Raw genomic sequence first — 21,097 nt, 5'->3', positions numbered from 1 at the left:
GTCCTAGTAAATTCCTGGAAGCCGTGACGGCCATGTGACCAGCGGCACAGCGGAACGGCGGCCGACCCCGAGGGGGTCGGCCGCCGTGGTGACGACATCGCGATGCCGCTGGTCAGCCCGTGATCACCTTGTCGGTCGCCAGACTCTTCGTCCGTGCAGTGACCGTGCTGCTCAAGGATTTCGCGGTGCTGGAGACTCCCGCCTCGTCCGCGCCGGCCTTCTTCGCCTGCGCGGCGAGGGTGTCGAGCGCGTCGAGCGCGTATCCGGAGCCGTAGAACTGCTGGTACAGCTTCTTGTACGCGGCGTGGTACGGGGAGTCGAAGGCGTCCGTCGCCAGGAAGCGCTCCTTCAGGACGTTGCCGCCCATGCCGCCGCCTCCGGCGCCCTGTCCGGCGCCCTGTCCGGCCCCTTGTCCACCGCCGCCCTCGCCGTCGGCGTTGCCGTTGCCGTTGCCGTTGCCGGGGAATTCCGGCATGCCGGAGGGCGTCCCGGAGGGCAGGGTGTCGCCTTGCGGTGCTCCTTCCTGTGCCATCCCGCCGCCTCCGCCTCCGCCTCCACCTCCGCCCATGCTCGTGCTGTCGTCGGGCCCGGTGGTGACCGTGCCGCTGAAGGTCAGGTTGAAGTCCCAGCCCAGGACGGAGAACTTCTCGGTGCCGAGGTCGTACCAGAGCACGTAGTTCTTGCCCGGTCCGGCCATGTCGTCGAAGTTCAGGAGCAGGTTCTGCGTCGCCACGTACGCCGCGAAGGAGTCCACGTCGACGTACCTGTCGAGGTCCTCGGCGAACTCCTCGTCCGACGCCTGGTCGACCCACTTCAGGAGCTTCATCACCGGCGAGAGGTCCTGGCTGCCCTTCATGTTGAGCTGCTTGAAGGACGTCTCGTACTCGGTGGGATCGTCTCCCACGTAGTCGAAGCTCCCGCCCGCGCGGGCCTTGTACGCCACGCCCTCGGTCGCGATCTCCGAGTCGACGAAGTCCTTGCTCGGGTTCTCGACCATGAGCCGGGTCACGGCCGGGCGGTCGTTGACCTTCATGGCGGTGAAGGTGAACTCCTCCGCCGTCTGGCCGGACTTCGCCATGAGGGACAGCGACAGCGCCTCGTTCAGCGGCAGGGCCTCGTCCACGCCGGGGCGCAGCGAGAGCTCGCGGTGGCCCTGGTAGGCGCGGCCCTCGACGTACTCGTCGATGCTGATGAGCCAGGGCAGTTCCTCGGGCTTGGACGCGGAGAGGTTGAACTGCGTCATGCCGCCGCCCCCACCGCCGCCCATCATCCCGCCGCCCTGCTGACCCTGCTGCTCACCCTGCTGGTCCTGCTGACCTTGCTGCTCACCCTGCGGCCGGCCCTGCTGCTGACCGCCGTCCTGCCGGCCGGTGTCCTGCTGCTCGCCCGCCTGCGCCTGGGGGCCGCCCTGACGGCCGCCGCCCTGGCCGCCGCTGCGGAGGCTCTGGAGCGTGGAGTTGCCCTTGAGGCGGATGCCGACGTCGTTCAAGTACACGCCGTCGACGGTGAGGTCGGCCTCGATGTACTCCTTCTCGCCCTCGTCCTGGTACTTCTCCATCATGTCGTCGAAGTCGGTCTGGCTGTACTCGAGTTGGATCGAGTGCGCCTGCGACTCGTCGAACAGGTCGACCGCTCCCGTGATGTTCTCGGTGATCTCGTCCGCGTCCGCCGTGGAGGCACTGGTCACGAACGGCGTGACGCGCACGTCCCCGAAGAAGATCAGCAGGACGGCCATCCCCGCGGCCAGCAGACCGGCCGGCTTCCAGTGGTGGCGCAGCCGCAGCGGAACGCGGTGCACCAGCCGCTTGCGGGGGGCCGCCATCAGAGGTCCGTCTGGTCGTAACCGGTCAGCACCGTCACGCGCTGCCCCATGGTGCGCTCCTGCAGGGCGGCGACCAGCTCACCGGGCTCATGCCCCTTCTTGATCCGGACGGTGTAGAAGACCTCGGTCAGGGTTCCGCCGCGGATGGACTCGGTGGAGACCAGCTCGAACTCGTCGGTGTGGCGCAGGAGTACGTCCTGGATCGCGTGGGTGTAGTCCTCACCCGCGGGAACCTGGACCTTGACGACCTGACGCTGGACGTTGAGGGCGAACCAGTTGAACTTGCTCATCGCCAGGATGACCAGGGTGATCACGACACCGCCGACCGCGGCCAGGGTGTAGAAACGGGCGCCGCAGGCCATGCCGATGGCCATCGCCAGGAAGATGAAGCCGACGTCCCGTGTCTCCTTGACCGCGTTGCGGAAGCGGACCACGGACAGTGCGCCGACCAGGGAGAAGGCGCGGGCCAGGTTGGAGCCGACGACCAGCATGATCAGCGCGACGATCATGCCGACGATGACCAGCGTCTGGACGTACGACTGGCTGTAGGAGACGTTCTTGTGCGTGGCCCGATAGACGTAACCGATCATCGTGGAAAGCACGAAGGACAGGGTCATGGCGAGCACGATGTCGGTGACGCTGAACGTGCCGCTCAGGTCCTGAAGGTCGAGATTCACGAGTGGAGTGCCTCCGTGGTGCGATGCTTCGTGGGGGACGTGGGGGACGCGGGATACGTGGGGGTGGGGATGCTGACAGATGCCGGGAGCAGGTCCTCGTCCCGGACGTGGAAGACGGACCTGGGGGCCAGGCCGAACGCCTCGATGCTCTGGACGTACTTGGAGACCCGGATCAGGCTGAGGTTGCGCCTGGCCGCCAGGTCGGTGATCCAGTAGGGGGTGCGCTCGTTCACCTTCACCTCCATCACCGTCATGCGCGGCGGGATGATGAACCGGTTCTCGGGGTTCGCCGTGCCGAAGTGGAAGTCCCGGTCCCGGCCGCGGATACGGCGGTCGAAGGTGACGCGCAGCCCCATGTCCTGGTCGCGGCCGACCAGCGCCTCACGCTGGTAGCCGGTGACGGCAGTGGGCTGGAGGTTGAGCCTGACCACCAGCTCCAGGACCTCGTTGACGAAGGCCCGCTCCTTCGCGGAGTGCTCGATCAGCTGCCGCTCGTCGCACAGTTGCCGGGCGGTGGCGTACGGCAGGGTGATGCGGCGCTTCTGGGTGACCCGGTTGACCCGCTGCTTGATCTCCACACAGACCGGGGAATCGTCGGTGACGCCGTCCAGGTCTCCGTAGTGGCGGATACGCAGTTTGCGGCGGAACTTCAGGCCCTCGATCTTCTCCCAGTAGAAGCGGAGCTGAGGTGTGTCGTAGTACAGGCTCCACACGCCGTAGCCGCCGACCGGGCTGTGCAGGTCACGGTCCATCCGCTCGCCCAGCTCGTCGCGGATCTGCGCCGCCTGCTCCACCGGCACCAGGTACTTCAGCTCGTACCGGTTGAAGGCGTGGAGTCTGCTGGCCACCCGCAGCACCTCTTCGTCCGCGACCGCAGGCGGTGAACCTCCCGCCGTCGCGGGCGCCTTGTCGCCTCCGGTGCCTCCGTCGCCCGGACGGCGGCGCTTCAGCCAGCCAGCCATGACTCCCCTTCAGATGGTCGGCGATCAACTCCTTCCACGTAAGGAACCGGTAAGAAATGAAAGGCCGATGAAGGCCGTCTCTGAACGCAATGAGTACTGAACATGAACACACGGTTAATGAAGATGATCCCGATGTGGGCGCCGGACTTGTCGGGCGGCGCGCAGCAGATCCCGCAGCGCCAGTGCCGCCGACAGCGGAGTGACGGGCAGTGCGACATGGACGGTCCGGTGCAGGGCCCGGTCGGTGAGGGGACGGAGAACGAGTTCGTCGGGGACCGCCCAGGCGGCCAGCGAAGGGACCAGGGCCACTCCCAGCCCGGCGGCGACATAGCCGAACTTCCCGGTCCATTCCGCGATGCGGATGACTTTCCTCGGGGTGAAACCGGCGCGGGCGCACGCGTCGGCGAGCATCGTGGGGCGGTCGCCGTACGCGCCCTGCAGCCAGGCTTCGTCGTGCAGTTCACCCAGGTCGACGGTCTCGGCTTCGGCCAGGCGGTGTCCGCGCCGGAGGGCGACGAGCAGTTCGTCGTCGCACAGTTCGGTCGTCGTGACGCCGTCGGCCGAGGGCAGCCCGGACGGGTAGTCGCTGACGACGGCAAGGTCCAGCGACCCGTCCGACAGGCGGCGCATCAGCGTGTCGGTCGGGCCCTCGACGGCGACGATCTCGACCTCCGGTCTGGCCTCCTGGAGCGCTCGCAGGGCTGCGGGCACCAGCGAGATGTTGGCGGTGGCGAACGCGCCCACCTGCAGCAGCCCGCCGTGTCCCGCGTGCAGCACGGCCAGTTCCCGCTCCGCCCGCGACAGCCGGTCGAGCACGTCCAGGGCATGCCGGTGCAGCGCGCGCCCGGCGGGGTTGAGCCGTACGCCCCTCGGGAGCCGTTCGAACAGCGGGCCGCCCGCCTGCTGTTCCAGCGTGGCGATCCGCCGGGACACCGCGGACTGCGTGTAGCTGAGCCGGACCGCCGCCTTGGTGAACGACCCCGTCTCGGCCACCGCCACCAGCAGCCGCAGCGCATCGATCTCGAACACGTCTCCCCGCCCGTTCGTCGCGACACATTCCTCGGACACATTCCTCGGACGCATTGATCCCATGCAATCCAGTCGCTGGTGGAATGCCTTGCTCACTTCTACCGTCGAATGCACGGCGGTGCCCGGGAAGCTCGGAAGGTCCGGAGGATTCGGAAGGTCCGGCAAGGGGGACGGGCGCCGCCGCCCCATGCCCACCGGATCCAAGGGGGAAGTGTGCTGTTGTCGACGATGCTGGACGATCTGCGGGAGCTCGTGCTCTGCGAGTCGTTCTCGGCCGACCATGCCGCGGTGGCCCGCAGCGCCGAGGCGGTCGCCGCCCTCGGCACGCGGCTGCTGGGGACCGAGCCGGAGACGATCGTGATCGACGGAGTGACCCATCTGCGGTGGCGGTTCGGCGCCCCGAGCGTGCTGCTGGTGGGACACCACGACACGGTGTGGCCCATGGGCTCGCTCCAGAACCACCCCTGGTCGCTGGCCGACGGGATCGCCCGTGGGCCCGGAGTCCTGGACATGAAGGCGGGCCTGGTGCAGATGTTCCACGCACTGGCCTCACTACCTTCTCCGGACGGAGTGTGCGTGCTGGTCAACGGGGACGAGGAAATCGGCTCGCCCACCTCCCGGCAGCTGATCGAGGAGAGCGCGCGGGACGCTGTGGCCGCCTTCGTTCTGGAGGCCGCCGCGGACGACACGGGCGCGCTCAAGATCGCCCGCAAGGGCACCTCACGGTACGAGGTCGTGGTGCACGGCAGGGCCGCTCACGCCGGTCAGGAACCGCACAAAGGGATCAACGCCGCCGTCGAGGCAGCTCATCAGGTGCTGGCCATCGCCGGCCTCGAGGTCGCGACGGGAGCCGCCGACGCGTCCCGCTCCCTCCTGGGCGCCGCGACGGTCACACCCACCCTGGTGTCGGCAGGCAGCTCCCGCAACACGGTGCCCGCGCTGGCCCGGGTGTCGGTGGACGTGCGCGTGCCGACCCCGGCGGCGCAGGACCGGGTCGACGAACTCGTACGCGGACTCACCGCGCTGACGCCGGGCGCCCGCCTGGAGGTGCTCGGCGGTGGCCAACGCCCGCCCATGGAGCCGGAGTCCTCCGCCGAACTGTTCGCCCTCGCCTCCCGGCTCGCCGCGGAGCTGGGCCAGGAGCCGCTGCGGGGGCTCGCCGTCGGCGGTGCGTCGGACGGCAACTACACGGCGGCCGCGGGCTGCCCGACGCTGGACGGCCTGGGCGCCGTGGGCGGCGGCGCTCACGCGGACACCGAGCATGTCGAGGTCGCGCGCATGGTCCCGCGCACCCGGCTGCTCGCTCAGCTCATCGCTCGAACCCGGCAACGCCCCGACCGTGTCAGTGGCGGCCGTTAGCATCCCGGGCATGAGTGGACATAGTGCGTCGGCGGGCTACCGCGTCATCACCGTGGCCGAGGCGGAGGAGCGGTTCGGCGTCTCCGCCGACGTCAGTCATCCGTACCAGGACTTCGCCGACGAGCAGGAGATACGGCTCTACGAGGGCGGTCTGCATGTCACGGGCGGCTTCGACGCGGAGCCCGACGGCGACTGGGTGCCGTACAACACGATCGTGGACGGTGATCTGACCGTCGGCGGCGACCTGGAGTGGTGGGACTCGGCGAGCGGCAACTTCCTGCTCGTCACCGGCGATCTGCGGGCCCGCCATGTGCTGCTGTCCGGCTGTCCGAACGTGGTCGTCCGGGGGGACCTGACCGCGTCCGGCACGGTCCAGGGCAGCTACGGCGACGACGGCGGCTGCCTGGAGGTCGGCGGCCGCACGCACGCCCAGAGCGTCATCAGCACCCTGTACTTCACCATGCACTTCGCCGAGCAGCCGGACGCGCTGCTGATCACCGGCTCCCACAGCGTCAACTGCCCCGTCGACTTCACCGACGACGAGCTCGACGAACTCGTCCTGCCCGAACTCCTCGACAAGGACGGCACCGCGGACGAACGCGGCATCAGCGCCGCCCTCCGTGCGGGACAGCCGGTCCTGCGCCCCGGCATCCGGCCCAGCCATCTGCTCGCGCTGGACGAACTCGACGCCCTGCTGCCGCGCGCCGCGGAGATCACCGAACTCGACCTGTCGGAGCGCAAGCTCCGCCGACTCCCCGAGCAGCTCCACGCCTTCGTCAACCTGCGGGTCCTCTCCCTCGCCGGCAACAAAGACATCGACAGCCTGGACGAGCGCATCGGCGACCTGACCGCCCTGGAAGAGCTGAACGTCTCCGGTCTGCGGCTGACCGCCCTGCCGGCGAGCATCGGCCGTCTGCGCGAGCTGCGCGTGCTGAACGTCTCGCGCAACGAACTCACGTCCCTGCCCGAGCAGATCGGCGACCTTCCCCGGCTGGAAGTGCTGCGGGCCGGCGATCTGAGCTGCCCGGTCCCCGACGCCGTCGCCCGGCTGAGCACCCTGCGCGAGCTGGACCTGTCGAACCTGCAACCGGGCGAGTACAACTCGCCGGTCCCGTTTCCGCTGGCGGTGACGCGGCTGCCGGCCCTGCGCCGCCTCGACCTCTCGGCCATGTTCCTGGAGACGCTCCCCGACGACCTCCTCGCCCTGACCACTCTCGAAGAGCTGGACCTGCGCGGCTCGCTCTCCGCCGAGCTGCCCCGACTGCCCGACCTGGCCCGGCTTCCCCGTCTGCGGGTGCTGCGCCTCAGCGGCAACACACGCTGGTCCTTCCAGCCCGATCCCGATCGCGCACTGCTCTGCGGTGTCTGGGACATCACCACGCTGGAACACCTGGAGATCGACCGCTGGGGCCGGCGCACCGCGGGCGGCGAGGTGCTGCGCACCGCCTTCGCCAAGCTGCCCGAGGACGCGTTCGCCCGTATGCCCGGGCTGCGGCGGCTCGACCTGTCCTTCAACGAGCTGACCACCCTGCCCGAGTCCCTCTTCGGACTCCGGGACCTCGAAGCGCTCGACCTGCGCCACACCGCCCTCGACAAGCCGACCGCCGACCGGGTGCGCACCGTGTTCCCCGACGCCCGACCGGATCTACGCGAAGCCGACGCACACACCTGAGACCGCCAAGGGCTCGGGTCCGGTCGTCGCCGTCGGCTTCAGAATGAGGCCCCCGAGGGCAGAAACCCTCGACCGCGCCGGTGACCGCGGGCTCGACGGCAGTCAGCTTCGAGGGGCGGGCACCGGGAAGAGCAGGCAGCTGCTGGTGGCGTGGGCGAGCAGACGGTCCGTCGCGTCGAACAGCTGGGCCTGCGCGAGGGCGGTTTGGCGACTGCTGCTGACAACCGTGCCGACGGCGCGCACCGTGCCCGTGTCCACGGTGATCCGCCGCAGGAACTTCACGGTCAGGTCGAGCGAGGTGTACGCCATGCCCTGCGGCAGGGTGGACTGGACGGCGCAGCCCGCCGCCGAGTCGAGCAGGGTCGCGAAGACGCCGCCGTGCACGCTGCCGATGGGGTTGTAGTGCTCCTCGCCCGGCGTCAGGGAGAAGACGACCCTGCCGGGCTCCACCTCGTCCAGGGCCATGTCGAGGGTGGTGCCGATGGGCGGCGCCGGCAGCCTCCCCTTCTGCAGTTCGCGCAGGAAGTCGATGCCGGACATGCTCCCGGCGGCCTCCGCCAGGATCGCGGGATCCTCCCATTGATACGTGCGTGTTCGCCCCACGGCCCAGCGCCTTCCCTTCCGACCTTTTCATCCGACTGCTGCACCCGCAGCTCCGCGTCTGACTTCTTCGAGTGAAGCTAGCCTCCGGCTCACCTGACTGTCAATGATGAAGCCAGCCCGCTACGATGGCGGGATGGAGTGGCTTGAGGCGAGCACGGAGAACTGCCCCGTCCAGCGCACGCTCGACGTGGTCGGCGAGAAATGGACGTTGCTGATCCTGCGCGACGCCGTCAACGGAGTGCGCCGCTTCGACGACTTCCGCCGCCACATCGGCCTCTCAGAGGCCGTCCTCAGCGACCGCCTGCGAAAGCTGACCTCGGCCGGCATCCTCAAGACCGCCCCCTACCAGGAACCCGGCAGCCGCGCCCGCAACGAGTACCGCCTGACCCGTAAGGGCTGGGACCTGTGGCCCGTCCTGATGGCACTGACCCAGTGGGGCGAGGCGTACGCCGTCGGCTCCGAAGGCCGCCTGCTGGACGTCCGCCACAGCGACTGCGACGCCCCGGTCCGCGTCGTCGTCGAGTGCTCCGCGGAGCACTCGGCCCTCACCCCCGGAGAGGTCACCGCCCGGCTGGGCCCGGGGGCCGTCCGGCGGCGGCCGTAGTACTCCGTAGGGGTACGACAGGCCGCGGCCCGGCCGCGCGGGGCAGCTTCCCGTCGCCCGCTCCCGCGTATCACCTGTGCCGGGTGAGGTCCGGGGGCTGGTCCGGGCGGAGCATCACGGGGAAAGGGTGCCGTCAGCCAGTCCCCCGTCCCAGGGCACGCCGGGGAGAACAGTCCATGCGCTACGAGATCCGCGTCGACGGACATCTGTCGGAGACGCTGAAATGCGCGTTCCCGGAGCTGGACCAGGTGGTGATGTCCGGCCAGACCGTGCTGTTCGGACACGTCATCGACGAGGCGCATCTGTATGAGCTCCTGGACCGCTGCCAGAACCTGGGCCTGCGGCTGATGGAGATGCGTCAGCTGCCGGAGTGAGCGGCCCGAGCGGCGGCCCGGGCAGCGGGCCCGATCACCCCCGGTGGGTGACGCGGTGGGCGGCGGCGGGCGGCACGCTGATTCGGTCAGGTCACCACACACCGCCCCGTCGGCGGTACGGACGCGGCCCGGCGGACCGTGCGAGGAGGAGCCATGACCGTTTCGCATGGTCCGGCGCCGCGTTCCGGACCGGAGCAGGAACCCGGCGGGGCGGCCCCCGGAGCGGTGGGCGACGCCGCCGACGTGCTGGCCGCCCTGGGGCGTTCCTGGACGTGGATCCTCGGTTCCGCCGTCGTCACGCTCGTCCCCGGCATCCTGGTGCTGGTCTGGCCGGACGAGACGCTGCACGTCCTGGCGGTCCTCATCGGCCTGTATCTGCTCGCGACCGGGCTGTTCCGGTTCGTCGCCCTCTTCGCTCTCTTCGCCCACGAGGACCACGGCGGGCGGGTGACCGGGCTCCTGCTGGCCGTGCTGTACGTCCTCGCCGGGGTGCTGTGCCTGCGCAACCCGCTGCAGACCATCACCGCGCTCTCGCTGATCGTCGGCGCGCTGTGGCTGGTGTCCGGCATCCTCACGCTCTACACGGCCATCGCCGCCAGGGACCTGCCCCACCGCGGGTTCGTCCTCGCCCTCGCGGTGCTCGGCATCGTCGCGGGAATCGTCGTGCTGGCCCTGCCCACCGAATCGGCCCGGGCGCTGACCCGGCTGCTCGGTCTGTGGCTCGTCCTGCTCGGCCTGGGCGAGGCGGCGGTCGCCCTCGCCTGGCGGGCCGCGCTGCGCCGGGCGGGGGTCACGGACCCGCCCGGCGGAGCCCACACCGGCTCGAGCGCCTGAAACACCCGGGCGGAGCCATGGCTGCCGGCTCCGCAACAGGACCGCCCCACCCCGGCGAACCGGGCCATACGGTACGACCGACTACGGCAGGCCACGGGCGTGAAGCACCGACGGCTGCGCAAGGCGGGCCGTCCTGGTCGTGCCGGCCGGCGCCGAGGTGCTCGCCGCGACCGGCTGGTACCAGGCGGTCACCACCTAGCCGTACGGCCGTGGTCCGCGCCGCTGAGCGTGGGGCCGAGCGAGCCGCCCGGCCTCACCCTCCGGTCAGCCTCACCCTCCGAGGGTGAGGCACCCGCCGATTGCCGTGTGCACGCTGAAGACGGCACGGAACGGGCGCTCGCCCGGGACGGCCTTTCGGGCGCAGGCCCGGAACGGAGGAGAGAGATGAGCGGGCAGACATATCTCGCGTACGACTTTCCACTGCTGGGCGCCTTCTGGACGATGCTGGTGTTCTTCCTGTGGATCATGTGGTTCGTCCTGCTGTTCCGGGTCATCGTCGACGTCTTCCGCGACGACGACCTCAGCGGCTGGGCCAAGGCGGGCTGGCTGGTGTTCTGCATCGTCCTGCCGTTCCTGGGCGTGTTCGTCTATGTGATCGCCCGGGGGAAGAACATGGGCCACCGCGAGATCGCGCAGGCGCAGGAGCAGCAGAAGCAGTTCGACGACTACGTCCGGGAGACCGCCAAGGGTTCCGGCGGTAAGTCCAGCAGTGTGGACGAGCTCGCCAGACTGTCCGAGATCAAGGCCCACGGCGACATCACGGAGGAGGAGTTCCAGCGGGCCAAGGAGCTGGTCCTGAGCGACTACGGCCCTCCGGTACGCCACTGAGCCGACCGCCCCACGACACCGAGGACAGCGAATCGAGGCTAGGTCATGACTGTATCGCCCACCCCTCACGCACACACCGACTCGCACGCAGCCAAGCGACACTGGGCCGCGGGCCTGACGGTCTTCGCCGCCGTCACGCTCATGATCACCGGGGTGCTGGACATCTTCCGCGGGATCATGGGGATCGCCGAGGACGACGTCTTCGTCACGACGCCCAACTACGTCTTCCAGTTCGACCTCACCGGCTGGGGCTGGCTCCATCTGGCCCTGGGCGCGGTCGCGGTGATCGTCAGCCTGGGGCTGTTCCAGTCCGCCCTGTGGGCCCGGATCGGGGGCGTGGCCATCGCCGGACTCATCATCATCGCCAACTTCCTCTCCCTGCCGTACTACCCGGTGTGGTCGGTCGTGACGATCGCCCTGTCCGGGTTCATCATCTGGGCGCTGTGCGTGGACCGGCCCGAGTCGTACGGCGGCGACGGTGCACGGTGACGAACGAGCCGAGCGGATCGCGGACTTCATCGAGCCGCTGAGGGTGGAGCCGGGGTCGAAGGTCCGCCTGGGCCGGGACTTCGACCCTCGTGACAAGGCCGGTCTGAAGAAGCGGGAAGGGGTCGAACTGCTGCGGGCCGGGGTCGAGTTGCTGGCGGAGTACCAGCAACGGCTCGCCGCTCAGGACACCTACGGCGTGCTGCTCTGCCTGCAGGCGCTGGACGCCGGCGGCAAGGACGGAACGATCCGTCATGTGATGAGCGGCGTGAATCCGCAGGGCGTGCGGGTGAGCAGTTTCAAGGTGCCCTCCGCCGAGGAACTGGACCACGACTACCTGTGGCGTTACGCCGAACGGCTGCCCGAGCGCGGCGGGATCGCCATCTTCAACCGCTCGCACTACGAGGAGGTCCTCGTCGTGCGCGTGCACCCCGAGCTCCTCCTGCGGCAGCGGCTGCCCGGCCACGCGCGCGGATCGGGCGTCTGGAAGCGGCGGTACCGGGAGATCAACGACTGGGAGCGCCACCTCACGGAGAACGGGTTCAAGGTGGTGAAGATCTTCCTGAACCTGTCGAAGGAGGAGCAGCGCACCCGGTTCCTGAAGCGGCTCGATCTGCCGGAGAAGAACTGGAAGTTCTCCGCCGCCGACGTCCGGGAGCGCCAGTACTGGGACGACTACCAGCGCGCGTTCTCCAGGATGCTGTCGGCGACGAGCACGGAGTGGGCGCCCTGGTACGTGGTGCCGGCGGACCGTAAGTGGTTCGCGCGGATCTGCACGGCGGCGATCCTGGCGCACACCCTGATCGACATCGACCCCCGGTACCCGGAGGTGGACGAGGAGACCCGCAAGGACCTGCGCACCGCGAAGCGACGGCTGGAGCGGGAGGCTCCCGAGGGCCTGCCGGCCGACCCGTACGCGGCCCGGCATCCGTCGGCGGCGAAGAAAAAGCGCGGCTAGAGACCGCTGAGGGACCTGACCGGCCAGGATCGGAGGCAGGACGATGACGGTGCAGCCGGATTCCGTGGGCGTACAGCAGCGGGCTTCGCAGGGCGACGACTGGTACGCGCGTTCCCCGGCGGAGGTCGTGGCGGCGCTCGGCGTCGATCCGGCGGTCGGACTCACCGCCGCGCGGGCCGCCGAACTCCGCGCCGCGCAGGGCCCGAACGCGCTGCCGGAGGAGCGCCGGACGCCGGCCTGGCGGCGGTTCCTCGATCAGTACCGCAGCTATATGCAGCTCGTTCTGGTGGCCGCGGCGGTGGTCTCGCTGCTCATCCAGGAGTGGACCACCGCGGTCCTGCTCCTCGTGCTGACCCTGCTGAACGCCGTCGTCGGCCTGCGTCAGGAGGGCAAGGCCGAGAGCGCGATGAACGCGCTGAAGTCGATGATGAGGGCCACGGCGCGGGTGCGCAGGGACGGCACGGAGGCCGAGATCCCCGCGGAGCAGCTCGTCGTCGGCGACATCGTGCTCGTCGCGGCCGGGGACCAGGTGCCGGCGGACGGGCGCATCGTCGAGGCGAGCGCGCTGCAGATCGACGAGTCGGCGCTCACCGGCGAGAGCGTCCCCGCGGCGAAGGGCACCGCCGCGCTGCCCGGCGGAGGGCGGCTGCCGCCGGGCGACCGGACCAACACGGCGTTCATGAACACCCCGGTCACCCATGGCAGCGGGCTGCTCGTGGTGACCGCGATCGGCGCGGACACCGAGCTGGGCAAGATCTCCGGGATGCTGGCGGCCACCGAGAAGGAGGTGCCGCCGCTCACCAAGGAGCTCGACACGCTGACGCTGTGGATCACGGGTGCGGCCGCACTCACCATGATCGTGATGTTCGTCCTGGGGCGCAGCCGGGACGAGGCGTGGGACGCGCTGTTCGTCAGCGCGGTCTCGCTGGCCATCGCGGCCATCCCCGAGGCCCTGCCGACCGTGACCCAGGCGATCCTCTCCGTCGGGAGCCTCAACCTGGCGAAGCGGAACGCCATCGTGAAGGAACTGCCGTCGGTCGAGACCCTCGCGTTCACCTCGGCGATCAACTCGGACAAGACCGGCACCCTGACGATGAACCAGATGACGGCCGTCGAAGTGCTCAGTCCGACCGACAAGTACACCGTCTCGGGCACGGGTTACGGACTGGCGGGGAAGGTCCACCACGCCGCGGGGTCCTCCGCGGGCATCGAGGACGCGATCCTGCCGTATGTCGTGGCCAGCGACGCGAAGCTGGTGGACGGCCAGGTGGTGGGCGACCCGACCGAGGGCGCGCTGCTCGTGCTCGCCCACAAGGCGGGGCTGGACACGGACGCCACCAGGGAGTCGCTCCCCCGTCTCGCGACCCTGCCGTTCGACCCGGACTACAAGCTGATGGCCACCTTCCATTCGACCCACGACGCCGACGGCCGTCCCGTCGTGCGCTGTTTCGTCAAGGGCGCGGCCCCGGCGGTGCTGGCGCGGGCCGCCACCGCGCTCGCGGCCGGCGCGACCGTCCCGTGGGACGCCGGTCTGCAGGGCCGCGCCGAGACGGCGATCGAGCGGATGGGCGGCGAGGGACGCCGGGTGATGGCCGCGGCCACCCGGGACCTCGACCCGGCCGGGTTCGACGCGGACGGCGACCTGCTCGCGTATGTCACCGAGCTGCGGGTGAGCAGTCTCGTCGGCATGGTCGATCCGCCCCGCGACGAGTCGAAGAAGGCCGTCACGGACGCCCGGGCGGCGCACATCCGGGTGCGCCTGGTGACGGGCGACGACGTCACCACCGGGACGGCGATCGCCCGGCAGATCGGCATCCCCGGCGAGGCCGTCCTCGGCGCCGACTTCGCCGCGATGAGCGAGGCGGAGCGGCTGGCCCGCATCGACGACATCGGCGTCGTGGGGCGGGTCGCGCCGGAGCACAAGGTGCTGCTCGCCGACACGCTCAAGAAGAAGGGCGACGTCGTGGCGATGACCGGGGACGGCGTCAACGACGCGCCCGCCATCAAGGCCGCCGACATCGGCATCGCGATGGGCAGCGGCACGGACGTGGCGAAGAACGCCGGCCGCATGATCCTCTCCGACGACGACTTCGCCACCATCGTCTACGCCGTGGAGCAGGGCCGCACGATCTACGACAACCTCACCAAGTACATCCGGTTCGTGCTGCTTCTGCTGGTCACCTTCGTGCTGACGTTCCTCGGGGCGACCGTCCTGAACATCGCGGCGGGTGAGCCCTTCACCCCGCCGCAGGTGCTGTGGATCCACTTCGTGGTCAACGCGTCCTTCGGCTTCGCGCTCGGCTTCGACCGGGAGAGTCCCGGGCTCATGAGCCGCAGGCCGCGACCGCGCGGGGAGTCGGTGCTCACCCGGTCCGTGCTGGTGACGGTCGGGCTGGGCGGTCTGGCGATCACCTGCGCACTGCTCGGGCTGATCAAGCTCGGCCAGGCCCACTTCGACAGCGTCGAGACCGGTCGGTCGATCGCGTTCACCGCCTTCGCGCTCTGTCTGATCGTGGCCGCGTTCGAGTGCCGCAGCGAGACGGAGTCCGTGCTGACGCCGGCCACCTTCGACAGCAGGCAGATGAACTGGGTGGCCCTGACCCAACTCGTCCTCGCGGTGGCGGTGACCCAGTTGGACGGCTTCCGCCGCATCCTGGGGACGACCGAGATCGACGCGCGGCAGTTCGGCTGGGCCCTGCTGAGCGCCGTAGCGCTGCTGCTCGTATGGGAACTGGGCAAGCTGCTGGCCAGGCGGTCGCGGCGGGCCGTACGGTCGGGGGCGGCGGAGCGGGCCGTGGAGGTCGGGTGAGCATGAGTGCCGGATGAGTCGGGGGGCGGCCACGCGGTGCTGTCCCGGCTCCGGGCCGTCCCCGGGATCCGTGCGCTGTCGTCGTACCGGCGCGAGTGGCTGGTCAAGGACCTGATCGCGGGGATCGTCCTGACCACCCTGCTGGTGCCGCAGGGCATGGCGTACGCCGAGTTGGCGGGTCTGCCGGCCATCACCGGCCTGTACACGACGATCCTCTGTCTGCTCGGCTACGCCGTGTGCGGGCCGTCGCGCATCCTGGTGCTGGGCCCGGACTCCTCGCTCGGACCGATGATCGCCGCCACCGTGCTCCCCCTGGTGGCGGCGGACGGGGATCCCGACCGGGCGATCGCCCTGGCCTCGGTGCTCGCGGTCATGGTCGCGGCGATCATGATCCTGGCCTCGGTGGCGAAGCTCGGCTTCATCGCCGACCTGATCTCCAAACCGACGATGATCGGCTACATGAACGGCCTGGCCCTCACCATCCTGATCGGCCAGCTGCCCAAACTCCTCGGATTCAAGGTCGACGCGGACAACCTGATCGGGGAGTGCGTCGGTCTCGTGCAGAAGCTCGCCGACGGGGCCGCGGTGCCGGCCGCCGCCACGGTCGGCGGTTGCGGGATCCTCCTGATCCTGGTGCTCCAGCGGTGGCTGCCGAAGGTCCCCGCGGTGCTCGTGATGGTGGTCCTGGCGATCGCCGCGACCGCGGTCCTCGACCTCGGCGAGCACGGCGTGGACCTGGTCGGGGAACTCCCCGAGGGCTTCCCGCCGTTCACGATCCCCGACGTCCGCCTCGCCGATCTCGCGCCGCTGCTCGGCGGTGCGCTGGGCATCGCCCTGGTGTCGCTGGCCGACACGATCTCCAACGCGTCGGCGTTCGCGGCCCGCGGCGGGCGGGAGGTCCGCGGCAACCAGGAGATGACCGCGATCGGCGTGGCGAACCTGGCGGCCGGCCTGTTCCAGGGCTTCCCGGTCAGCGCCAGCGGATCCCGCACGGCGGTGGCGGAACGGGCGGGGGCCAGGAGCCAGCTCACCGGAGTCGTCGGGGCCGCGCTCATCGTCGTCATGCTGGTGCTGGCGCCGGGCATGTTCCGCAACCTTCCCCAGCCGGCCCTCGCCGCCGTCGTCATCACCGCCTCGCTGTCCCTGGCCGACCTGCCGGGGTCGGTACGGCTGTGGCGGCAGCGCCGGGCGGAGTTCCTGCTGTCGGTCGCCGCGTTCCTGGGGGTGGCGCTGCTCGGCGTCCTGGAGGGGATCGCCATCGCCGTGGCCCTGTCCGTCCTCAATGTGTTCCGGCGCGCCTGGTGGCCGTACAACACCGTGCTGGGACGGGTGAAGGACCTGGAGGGCTACCACGACATCCGCTCCTACCCGCACGCCGAACAGCTCCCGGGCCTGGTGATCCACCGGTTCGACGCCCCGCTCTTCTTCGCCAACGCCAAGGCCTTCCGCGACGAGATCAGACGGCTGGCGCGCACGGAGCCGAGGCCGCGCTGGATCGTGATCGCGGCGGAGCCGATGACCGACGTGGACACGACCGCGGCGGACGTTCTGGAGGAACTCGACCTGGAGCTCAACGCCGAGCACATCCACCTCGTGTTCGCCGAACTCAAGGACCCCGTGCGGCGCAAGATCGAACGGTACGAACTCACCCGCACCATCGACCCGCGGCACTTCTTCCCCACCGTGGAGTCCGCCGTCGTCGCCTTCCGGAAGTTGTCGGGAGCGGACTGGCCGACATGAGCCGGGCAGTGAGCCAGGCGCGGCCGGCCACGCCTGCGCGGCCTATTCGTCGCTGCGGACGTAGGTGTCGCAGAGGTCGCGGACGGCGGGTGGCACGGGCGATCGGTGGGACCACCCGCAGACGGTGCCCAGGTCGTAGGAGGGCTGCGGCCGGGCGGTGCTCGGGCGTTCGGCCGGACGGCGGGGTGCGGCCGGAGCCGCGGGCCGGTGACGGGTTCGCGGGGGCGTGACGGGCCGCGGCTGTGCGGGGCGCACCGGTGTGCGCGGCCGCGTCGGAGGGTCCGCGCGCGGCGCCCGGGGCCCGGCGGTGCCGACGGAACGCGGCTCGGGGGCGGGGCGGTCCTGACCGGCGTGCTGTTTCGGCGCCCGGGTGGGGGCCGTGGTGACCAGGGCGGTGCGGGCGGACGCCTGGCTCGGCGCCGGGACGCGGGACGGCGTACGGGCGGCGGCCGGGGCCATGGCCGGGGGCGGCGGGGCATGAGAGGGGACGGCGACGCAGCCTGCGGTGAGCAGGGCGGCGGCGAGGGCGGCGACGGCGAGGGGGTGGCTCATGCGCATGCCCCCAGGGTGGCGGCGCGTCGTATGACGCCGGGGCCGCCTCGCTGATGATCACCGGCACGGGTGATGTGCGGGGGCGGGCAAGGCAGAGCCGTGCCCCGAGCCTCAACGAGGGTGCGGCTGCCGGAGGTTGAGGCGGCCGGGGCGCTCGTGCCGCGTGAAGTTCCGACCGGTCGCAGCCGGCCGGGGCAGCAGAGGAGCCGACCGGTCGCGAGGTGGTGGGCGGAGGCCGGTGCGCGTCGAGGGTGCGCAGGTCGTCGGCGGAACGTACGGTGGCGTCCTGGTGTTCGACCTTGACATGGTGGAGGCGGCATGGCCGGCAAGAAGGCGGCGCAGCTGCCGCGCAAGCCGTACGAGAAGGAACTGCTGCGCCTGCAGACCGAGTTGGTGAAGCTGCAGGAGTGGGTGCGGGCGACGGGCGCCCGGCTGGTGGTGGTCTTCGAGGGGCGGGACGCGGCGGGCAAGGGCGGCACCATCAAGCGGGTCGCCGAGCATCTCAACCCGCGCGTGGCACGGATCGCGGCCCTGCCGAAGCCGACCGAGCGGGAACGCAGCCAGTGGTACTTCCAGCGGTACGTCGAGCATCTGCCGGCCGCCGGGGAGATCGTGCTGTTCGACCGGTCCTGGTACAACCGGGCCGGGGTCGAGCATGTGATGAACTTCTGCACGAAGGAGGAGTACCAGCTGTTCCTGCGGCAGTGCCCGATCTTCGAACGGATGCTGGTGGAGGACGGGATCCTGTTGCGCAAGTACTGGTTCTCGGTGAGCGACACCGAGCAGCAGGAGCGCTTCCGGCGCCGGCTGGAGGACCCGCTGCGGCGCTGGAAGCTGTCGCCGATGGACCTGGAGTCGATCACCCGCTGGGAGGCCTACTCCCGGGCGAAGGACGAGATGCTGGTCCACACCGACATCGCCGAGGCGCCCTGGTTCGTGGTCGAGAGCGACGACAAGCGCCGGGCGCGGTTGAACACGATCGCCCACCTGCTGGACTCGCTGCCGTACCTCGACGTGCCCCCGCCGGTTCTCGAACTGCCGGAGCGTCCGGCGTCGACCGGCTACGAACGCCCGCCGCGCGATCTGCAGACCTACGTCCCGGACCACGCGGCGCGCCTCTGAGCGGCTGACGTACGCGGGGCTCGTGCTCGGCCATGGTCAGGGTCATGATTTCCTTTGGATCATGAGGCCGGACGACGGAAGGCGGCAGATGTCGCAGGGCTCGGGCAGACAGGTCTCGGGGTGGCGCCGGCTGCTGCCCGGGCTCGACGCGCTCCTGGGATACCGGCGTTCGTGGCTCACGGGCGACCTGCTGGCCGGCGTGACCGTGGCCGCGTATCTCGTGCCGCAGGTCATGGCCTACGCCGGGGTGGCCGGGCTGCCGCCGGTCGCCGGACTGTGGGCGATCCTCCCCGCGCTGGCGCTGTACGCGCTGTTCGGTTCCTCGCGTCTGCTGTCGGTCGGCCCCGAGTCCACCACCGCCCTCATGACGGCCACCGTGGTCGCGCCGCTCGCCGCCGGGGACCCCGGGCGTTACGCGTCGCTGGCGGCGGCCCTCGCGGTCACGGTCGGGCTGCTGTGCCTGATCGCCCGGGCGGTGCGGCTGGGCTTCCTCGCGGACCTGCTCTCCCGACCCGTCCTGATCGGCTATCTCGCGGGCGTGGCCGTCATCATGATGACGGACCAGCTGCCCAGACTGACCGGGGTGAAGAAGTCCGGCTCGGATTTCTTCCCCGAACTGTGGTCCATCCTCACTCACCTGCCGGACGCGCACCTCGCCACCGTCGTCTTCTCCGCGACCGCCCTCGTCTTCCTCTTCCTGACGGCCCGTTACGTGCGCGTCGTGCCCGGCCCGCTGGTGACGGTCGTCCTCGGCACCACCGCCGTCGTGGCCTTCGACCTCGACGACCGCTACGGGCTCAAGGTGATCGGCGACGTCCCCTCCGGCCTGCCCGGTCTCGCCGTCCCGGACCTGAGCGAGCTGCCGCAGCTCGTCCTGCCCGCGCTCGGGGTGCTGCTGGTCGCCTACACCGACTTCATCCTCACCGCGCGGGCGTTCACCGCCCCCGACGACGACGGCCCCGGCCTGGACGCCAACCAGGAGTTCCTCGCCCTGGGCGCGGCCAACCTCGGCGCCGGGGCGCTGCACGGCTTCCCGGTCAGCAGCAGCGCCAGTCGCACCGCGCTCGCCTCCTCCGCGGGCGCCCGCAGCCAGGCGTACTCGCTGGTGGCGGGGGCGGTGGTGCTCGGCGTGCTGCTCTTCCTCAGCCCGCTGCTCGCGCGGACGCCCGCCGCGGTGCTCGGCGCGCTCGTCGTCTACGCGGCGGTCCGCATGATCGACCTCGCGGGCTTCCGACGGCTGGCGTCCTTCCGCCGCCGGGAACTGCTGCTCGCCCTCGGCTGCCTCACCGGGGTCCTCGCCCTGGGCATCCTGTACGGGGTGATCGTGGCGGTCGGTCTGTCGGTGGCCGAGCTGCTGACCCGGGTGGCCCGGCCGCACGACGCGGTCGAGGGCACGGTCCCCGGGGTGGCCGGCATGCACGACGTCGACGACTACCCGCAGGCCCGTACGATCCCCGGTCTGCTCGTCTACCGCTACGACTCACCGCTGTTCTTCGCCAACGCGGAGGACTTCCGGCGGCGCGCCCTGGCCGCCGTCGACGAACAGAGCGACCCCGTGCGCTGGTTCGTCCTCAACACCGAGGCCAACGTGGAGGTGGACATCACCGCCCTCGACGCGGTCGACGAACTGCGCCGCGAGCTGACCCGACGCGGCGTCGTGTTCGCCCTCGCCCGGGTGAAGCAGGACCTCCTGGACGACCTGCAGGCGTACGGCCTCGCGGACGCCGTGGGCACAGACCACATGTTCCCGACGCTCCCGACCGCGGTGTCGGCGTACCGCCGATGGCTGACAGCGCACCCCGGGCAGCCCGAACAGCTCTGAACGGTCGGCGTGTCAGGCGGGGCGGGCCATGCCGTCGAGGCGGCGGTGCCGGGACTCGTCCAACCGGAGGTCGGCCGCGGCCAGGTTCTCCTTCAGGTGGGCGAGAGAAGCCGTGCCGGGGATCGGCAGCAGGACCGGGGAACGGGCGAGCAGCCAGGCCAGCAGGACCTGCGGAGCGGTGGCGCCGAGTTCGGTGGCGACGGCGTCGAGCACGGATGCCGGGCCGGTCGCCGCCGCGGCGACGGGGCGCCATGGGAGAAAGGCGATGCCGGCGGCTTCGCAGGCTTCCAGCACCGGCTCGTACTCCCGGTCGAAGAGGTTGTAGCGATTCTGCACGCTCGCGATCTCGGCGGTCCGCCGGGCCTCGGCCAGCTGTGCGGCGGTGACCTCCGACAGCCCGATGTGGCCGACCTTCCCTTCCTGCCGGAGTTCGTGGAGCGCGCCGATCTGTTCGGCCAGTGGAACCTTGGGATCGATCCGGTGCAGCTGGAGCAGGCCGACGCGCTCGGTCCGCAGTCGGCGCAGCCCCTGCTCGACCTGCGCGCGCAGGCTGTCCGGCCGTGCGTCGTAGGCCCAGCCCTCGGGGCCGTCGGACCGGACGACCCCCACCTTGGTGGTGATCAGCAGATTGTCCGGGTACGGATGGAGGGCTTCGGCGAGGAGTTCCTCATTGGCGCCCCATCCGTAGAGGTGGGCGGTGTCGATCAGGGTGACACCCGACTCGACGGCGTGCCGGGCCACCGCGACGGCTGCGTCCCGCTCGGGGCCGGGTTCGGTCGGCAGACGCATGGCGCCCCACCCGATCCGGGTCACCCGGTATTCGCCTCCGATGAAGAAGGCGTCG

19 protein-coding genes are annotated in these 21,097 nt (G+C 70.7%); 12 read left to right on the top strand and 7 right to left on the bottom strand.

The features are described 5' to 3' along the window. Positions 1 to 112 precede the first annotated feature (112 nt). The 4 genes from ABZ725_RS07600 to ABZ725_RS07585 form a co-directional block, all read right to left on the bottom strand. Positions 113 to 1,822: a CotH kinase family protein gene (locus ABZ725_RS07600; protein WP_358801805.1), complete on the bottom strand. Its 1,710-nt coding sequence runs from the start codon at positions 1,820 to 1,822 to the stop codon at positions 113 to 115. Next, on the bottom strand, positions 1,822 to 2,499 hold the full coding sequence (locus ABZ725_RS07595) for a DUF4956 domain-containing protein (RefSeq protein WP_351918333.1): 678 nt from the start codon (positions 2,497 to 2,499) through the stop codon (positions 1,822 to 1,824). The genes ABZ725_RS07600 and ABZ725_RS07595 overlap by 1 nt, the downstream gene beginning before the upstream one ends. Beyond that, complete coding sequence (locus ABZ725_RS07590) at positions 2,496 to 3,347, bottom strand: polyphosphate polymerase domain-containing protein (protein ID WP_358802075.1); 852 nt, start codon at positions 3,345 to 3,347, stop codon at positions 2,496 to 2,498. Before ABZ725_RS07590 ends, ABZ725_RS07595 begins: the two co-directional genes overlap by 4 nt. A gap of 228 nt (positions 3,348 to 3,575) precedes the next feature. Next, positions 3,576 to 4,490: a LysR family transcriptional regulator gene (locus ABZ725_RS07585; protein WP_358801804.1), complete on the bottom strand. Its 915-nt coding sequence runs from the start codon at positions 4,488 to 4,490 to the stop codon at positions 3,576 to 3,578. 228 nt (positions 4,491 to 4,718) lie between these two features. On the opposite strand from ABZ725_RS07585, the gene ABZ725_RS07580 reads away from it, so the two are divergent. Together ABZ725_RS07580 and ABZ725_RS07575 are read left to right on the top strand one after the other, a co-directional pair. After that, positions 4,719 to 5,849, top strand: a complete 1,131-nt coding sequence (locus tag ABZ725_RS07580) for a M20 family metallopeptidase (protein ID WP_358802074.1) — start codon at positions 4,719 to 4,721, stop codon at positions 5,847 to 5,849. A 10-nt stretch (positions 5,850 to 5,859) separates the two neighbouring features. Next, positions 5,860 to 7,521 carry a hypothetical protein gene (locus ABZ725_RS07575; protein WP_358801803.1) on the top strand — a complete coding sequence of 554 codons (1,662 nt, stop codon included), beginning with the start codon at positions 5,860 to 5,862 and terminating at the stop codon, positions 7,519 to 7,521. Between the two features lie 102 nt (positions 7,522 to 7,623). Here ABZ725_RS07575 and ABZ725_RS07570 read toward each other — a convergent pair whose 3' ends face one another. Next, complete coding sequence (locus ABZ725_RS07570) at positions 7,624 to 8,124, bottom strand: PaaI family thioesterase (RefSeq protein ID WP_358801802.1); 501 nt, start codon at positions 8,122 to 8,124, stop codon at positions 7,624 to 7,626. Between the two features lie 133 nt (positions 8,125 to 8,257). On the opposite strand from ABZ725_RS07570, the gene ABZ725_RS07565 reads away from it, so the two are divergent. From ABZ725_RS07565 to sulP (ABZ725_RS07530), 8 genes are all read left to right on the top strand, one after another. Further along, the gene (locus ABZ725_RS07565; protein WP_358801801.1) at positions 8,258 to 8,728 is read left to right on the top strand and encodes a helix-turn-helix domain-containing protein; all 471 of its coding nucleotides are present in this window, start codon (positions 8,258 to 8,260) and stop codon (positions 8,726 to 8,728) included. A 176-nt stretch (positions 8,729 to 8,904) separates the two neighbouring features. After that, the gene (locus tag ABZ725_RS07560; RefSeq protein WP_351918323.1) at positions 8,905 to 9,102 is read left to right on the top strand and encodes a hypothetical protein; all 198 of its coding nucleotides are present in this window, start codon (positions 8,905 to 8,907) and stop codon (positions 9,100 to 9,102) included. Between the two features lie 153 nt (positions 9,103 to 9,255). Then, positions 9,256 to 9,936 carry a DUF308 domain-containing protein gene (locus ABZ725_RS07555; RefSeq protein WP_358801800.1) on the top strand — a complete coding sequence of 227 codons (681 nt, stop codon included), beginning with the start codon at positions 9,256 to 9,258 and terminating at the stop codon, positions 9,934 to 9,936. Positions 9,937 to 10,320: 384 nt separating this feature from the next. Next, positions 10,321 to 10,764 carry an SHOCT domain-containing protein gene (locus ABZ725_RS07550; RefSeq protein ID WP_358801799.1) on the top strand — a complete coding sequence of 148 codons (444 nt, stop codon included), beginning with the start codon at positions 10,321 to 10,323 and terminating at the stop codon, positions 10,762 to 10,764. 45 nt (positions 10,765 to 10,809) lie between these two features. Beyond that, on the top strand, positions 10,810 to 11,253 hold the full coding sequence (locus tag ABZ725_RS07545) for a hypothetical protein (protein WP_351918317.1): 444 nt from the start codon (positions 10,810 to 10,812) through the stop codon (positions 11,251 to 11,253). Next, a complete protein-coding gene (locus ABZ725_RS07540; protein ID WP_358801798.1) occupies positions 11,243 to 12,208 on the top strand; it encodes a polyphosphate kinase 2 family protein in 966 nt (321 codons plus the stop codon). Before ABZ725_RS07545 ends, ABZ725_RS07540 begins: the two co-directional genes overlap by 11 nt. Before the next feature lie 43 nt (positions 12,209 to 12,251). Then, positions 12,252 to 15,017, top strand: coding sequence for an HAD-IC family P-type ATPase (locus ABZ725_RS07535; RefSeq protein ID WP_358801797.1), 2,766 nt, complete (start codon positions 12,252 to 12,254; stop codon positions 15,015 to 15,017). 6 nt (positions 15,018 to 15,023) lie between these two features. Then, the gene (sulP, locus tag ABZ725_RS07530; RefSeq protein WP_358801796.1) at positions 15,024 to 16,757 is read left to right on the top strand and encodes a sulfate permease; all 1,734 of its coding nucleotides are present in this window, start codon (positions 15,024 to 15,026) and stop codon (positions 16,755 to 16,757) included. A gap of 42 nt (positions 16,758 to 16,799) precedes the next feature. On the opposite strand, the gene ABZ725_RS07525 is transcribed toward sulP (ABZ725_RS07530), so the two are convergent. Beyond that, on the bottom strand, positions 16,800 to 17,315 hold the full coding sequence (locus tag ABZ725_RS07525) for a hypothetical protein (RefSeq protein WP_358801795.1): 516 nt from the start codon (positions 17,313 to 17,315) through the stop codon (positions 16,800 to 16,802). Positions 17,316 to 17,627: 312 nt separating this feature from the next. On the opposite strand from ABZ725_RS07525, the gene ppk2 reads away from it, so the two are divergent. Then, positions 17,628 to 18,431 carry a polyphosphate kinase 2 gene (gene ppk2 / locus ABZ725_RS07520; protein WP_358801794.1) on the top strand — a complete coding sequence of 268 codons (804 nt, stop codon included), beginning with the start codon at positions 17,628 to 17,630 and terminating at the stop codon, positions 18,429 to 18,431. An 88-nt stretch (positions 18,432 to 18,519) separates the two neighbouring features. Next, on the top strand, positions 18,520 to 20,253 hold the full coding sequence (gene sulP, locus ABZ725_RS07515) for a sulfate permease (protein ID WP_358802073.1): 1,734 nt from the start codon (positions 18,520 to 18,522) through the stop codon (positions 20,251 to 20,253). Positions 20,254 to 20,265: 12 nt separating this feature from the next. On the opposite strand, the gene ABZ725_RS07510 is transcribed toward sulP (ABZ725_RS07515), so the two are convergent. Continuing rightward, positions 20,266 to 21,042: an aldo/keto reductase gene (locus ABZ725_RS07510; RefSeq protein WP_358801793.1), complete on the bottom strand. Its 777-nt coding sequence runs from the start codon at positions 21,040 to 21,042 to the stop codon at positions 20,266 to 20,268. Positions 21,043 to 21,097: the final 55 nt, after the last annotated feature.

The sequence above is a fragment of the Streptomyces sp. NPDC006872 genome, from assembly GCF_040635845.1.
Classification (GTDB): Bacteria; Actinomycetota; Actinomycetes; order Streptomycetales; family Streptomycetaceae; genus Streptomyces.
This window is presented reverse-complemented; position numbering and strand designations above follow the sequence as displayed.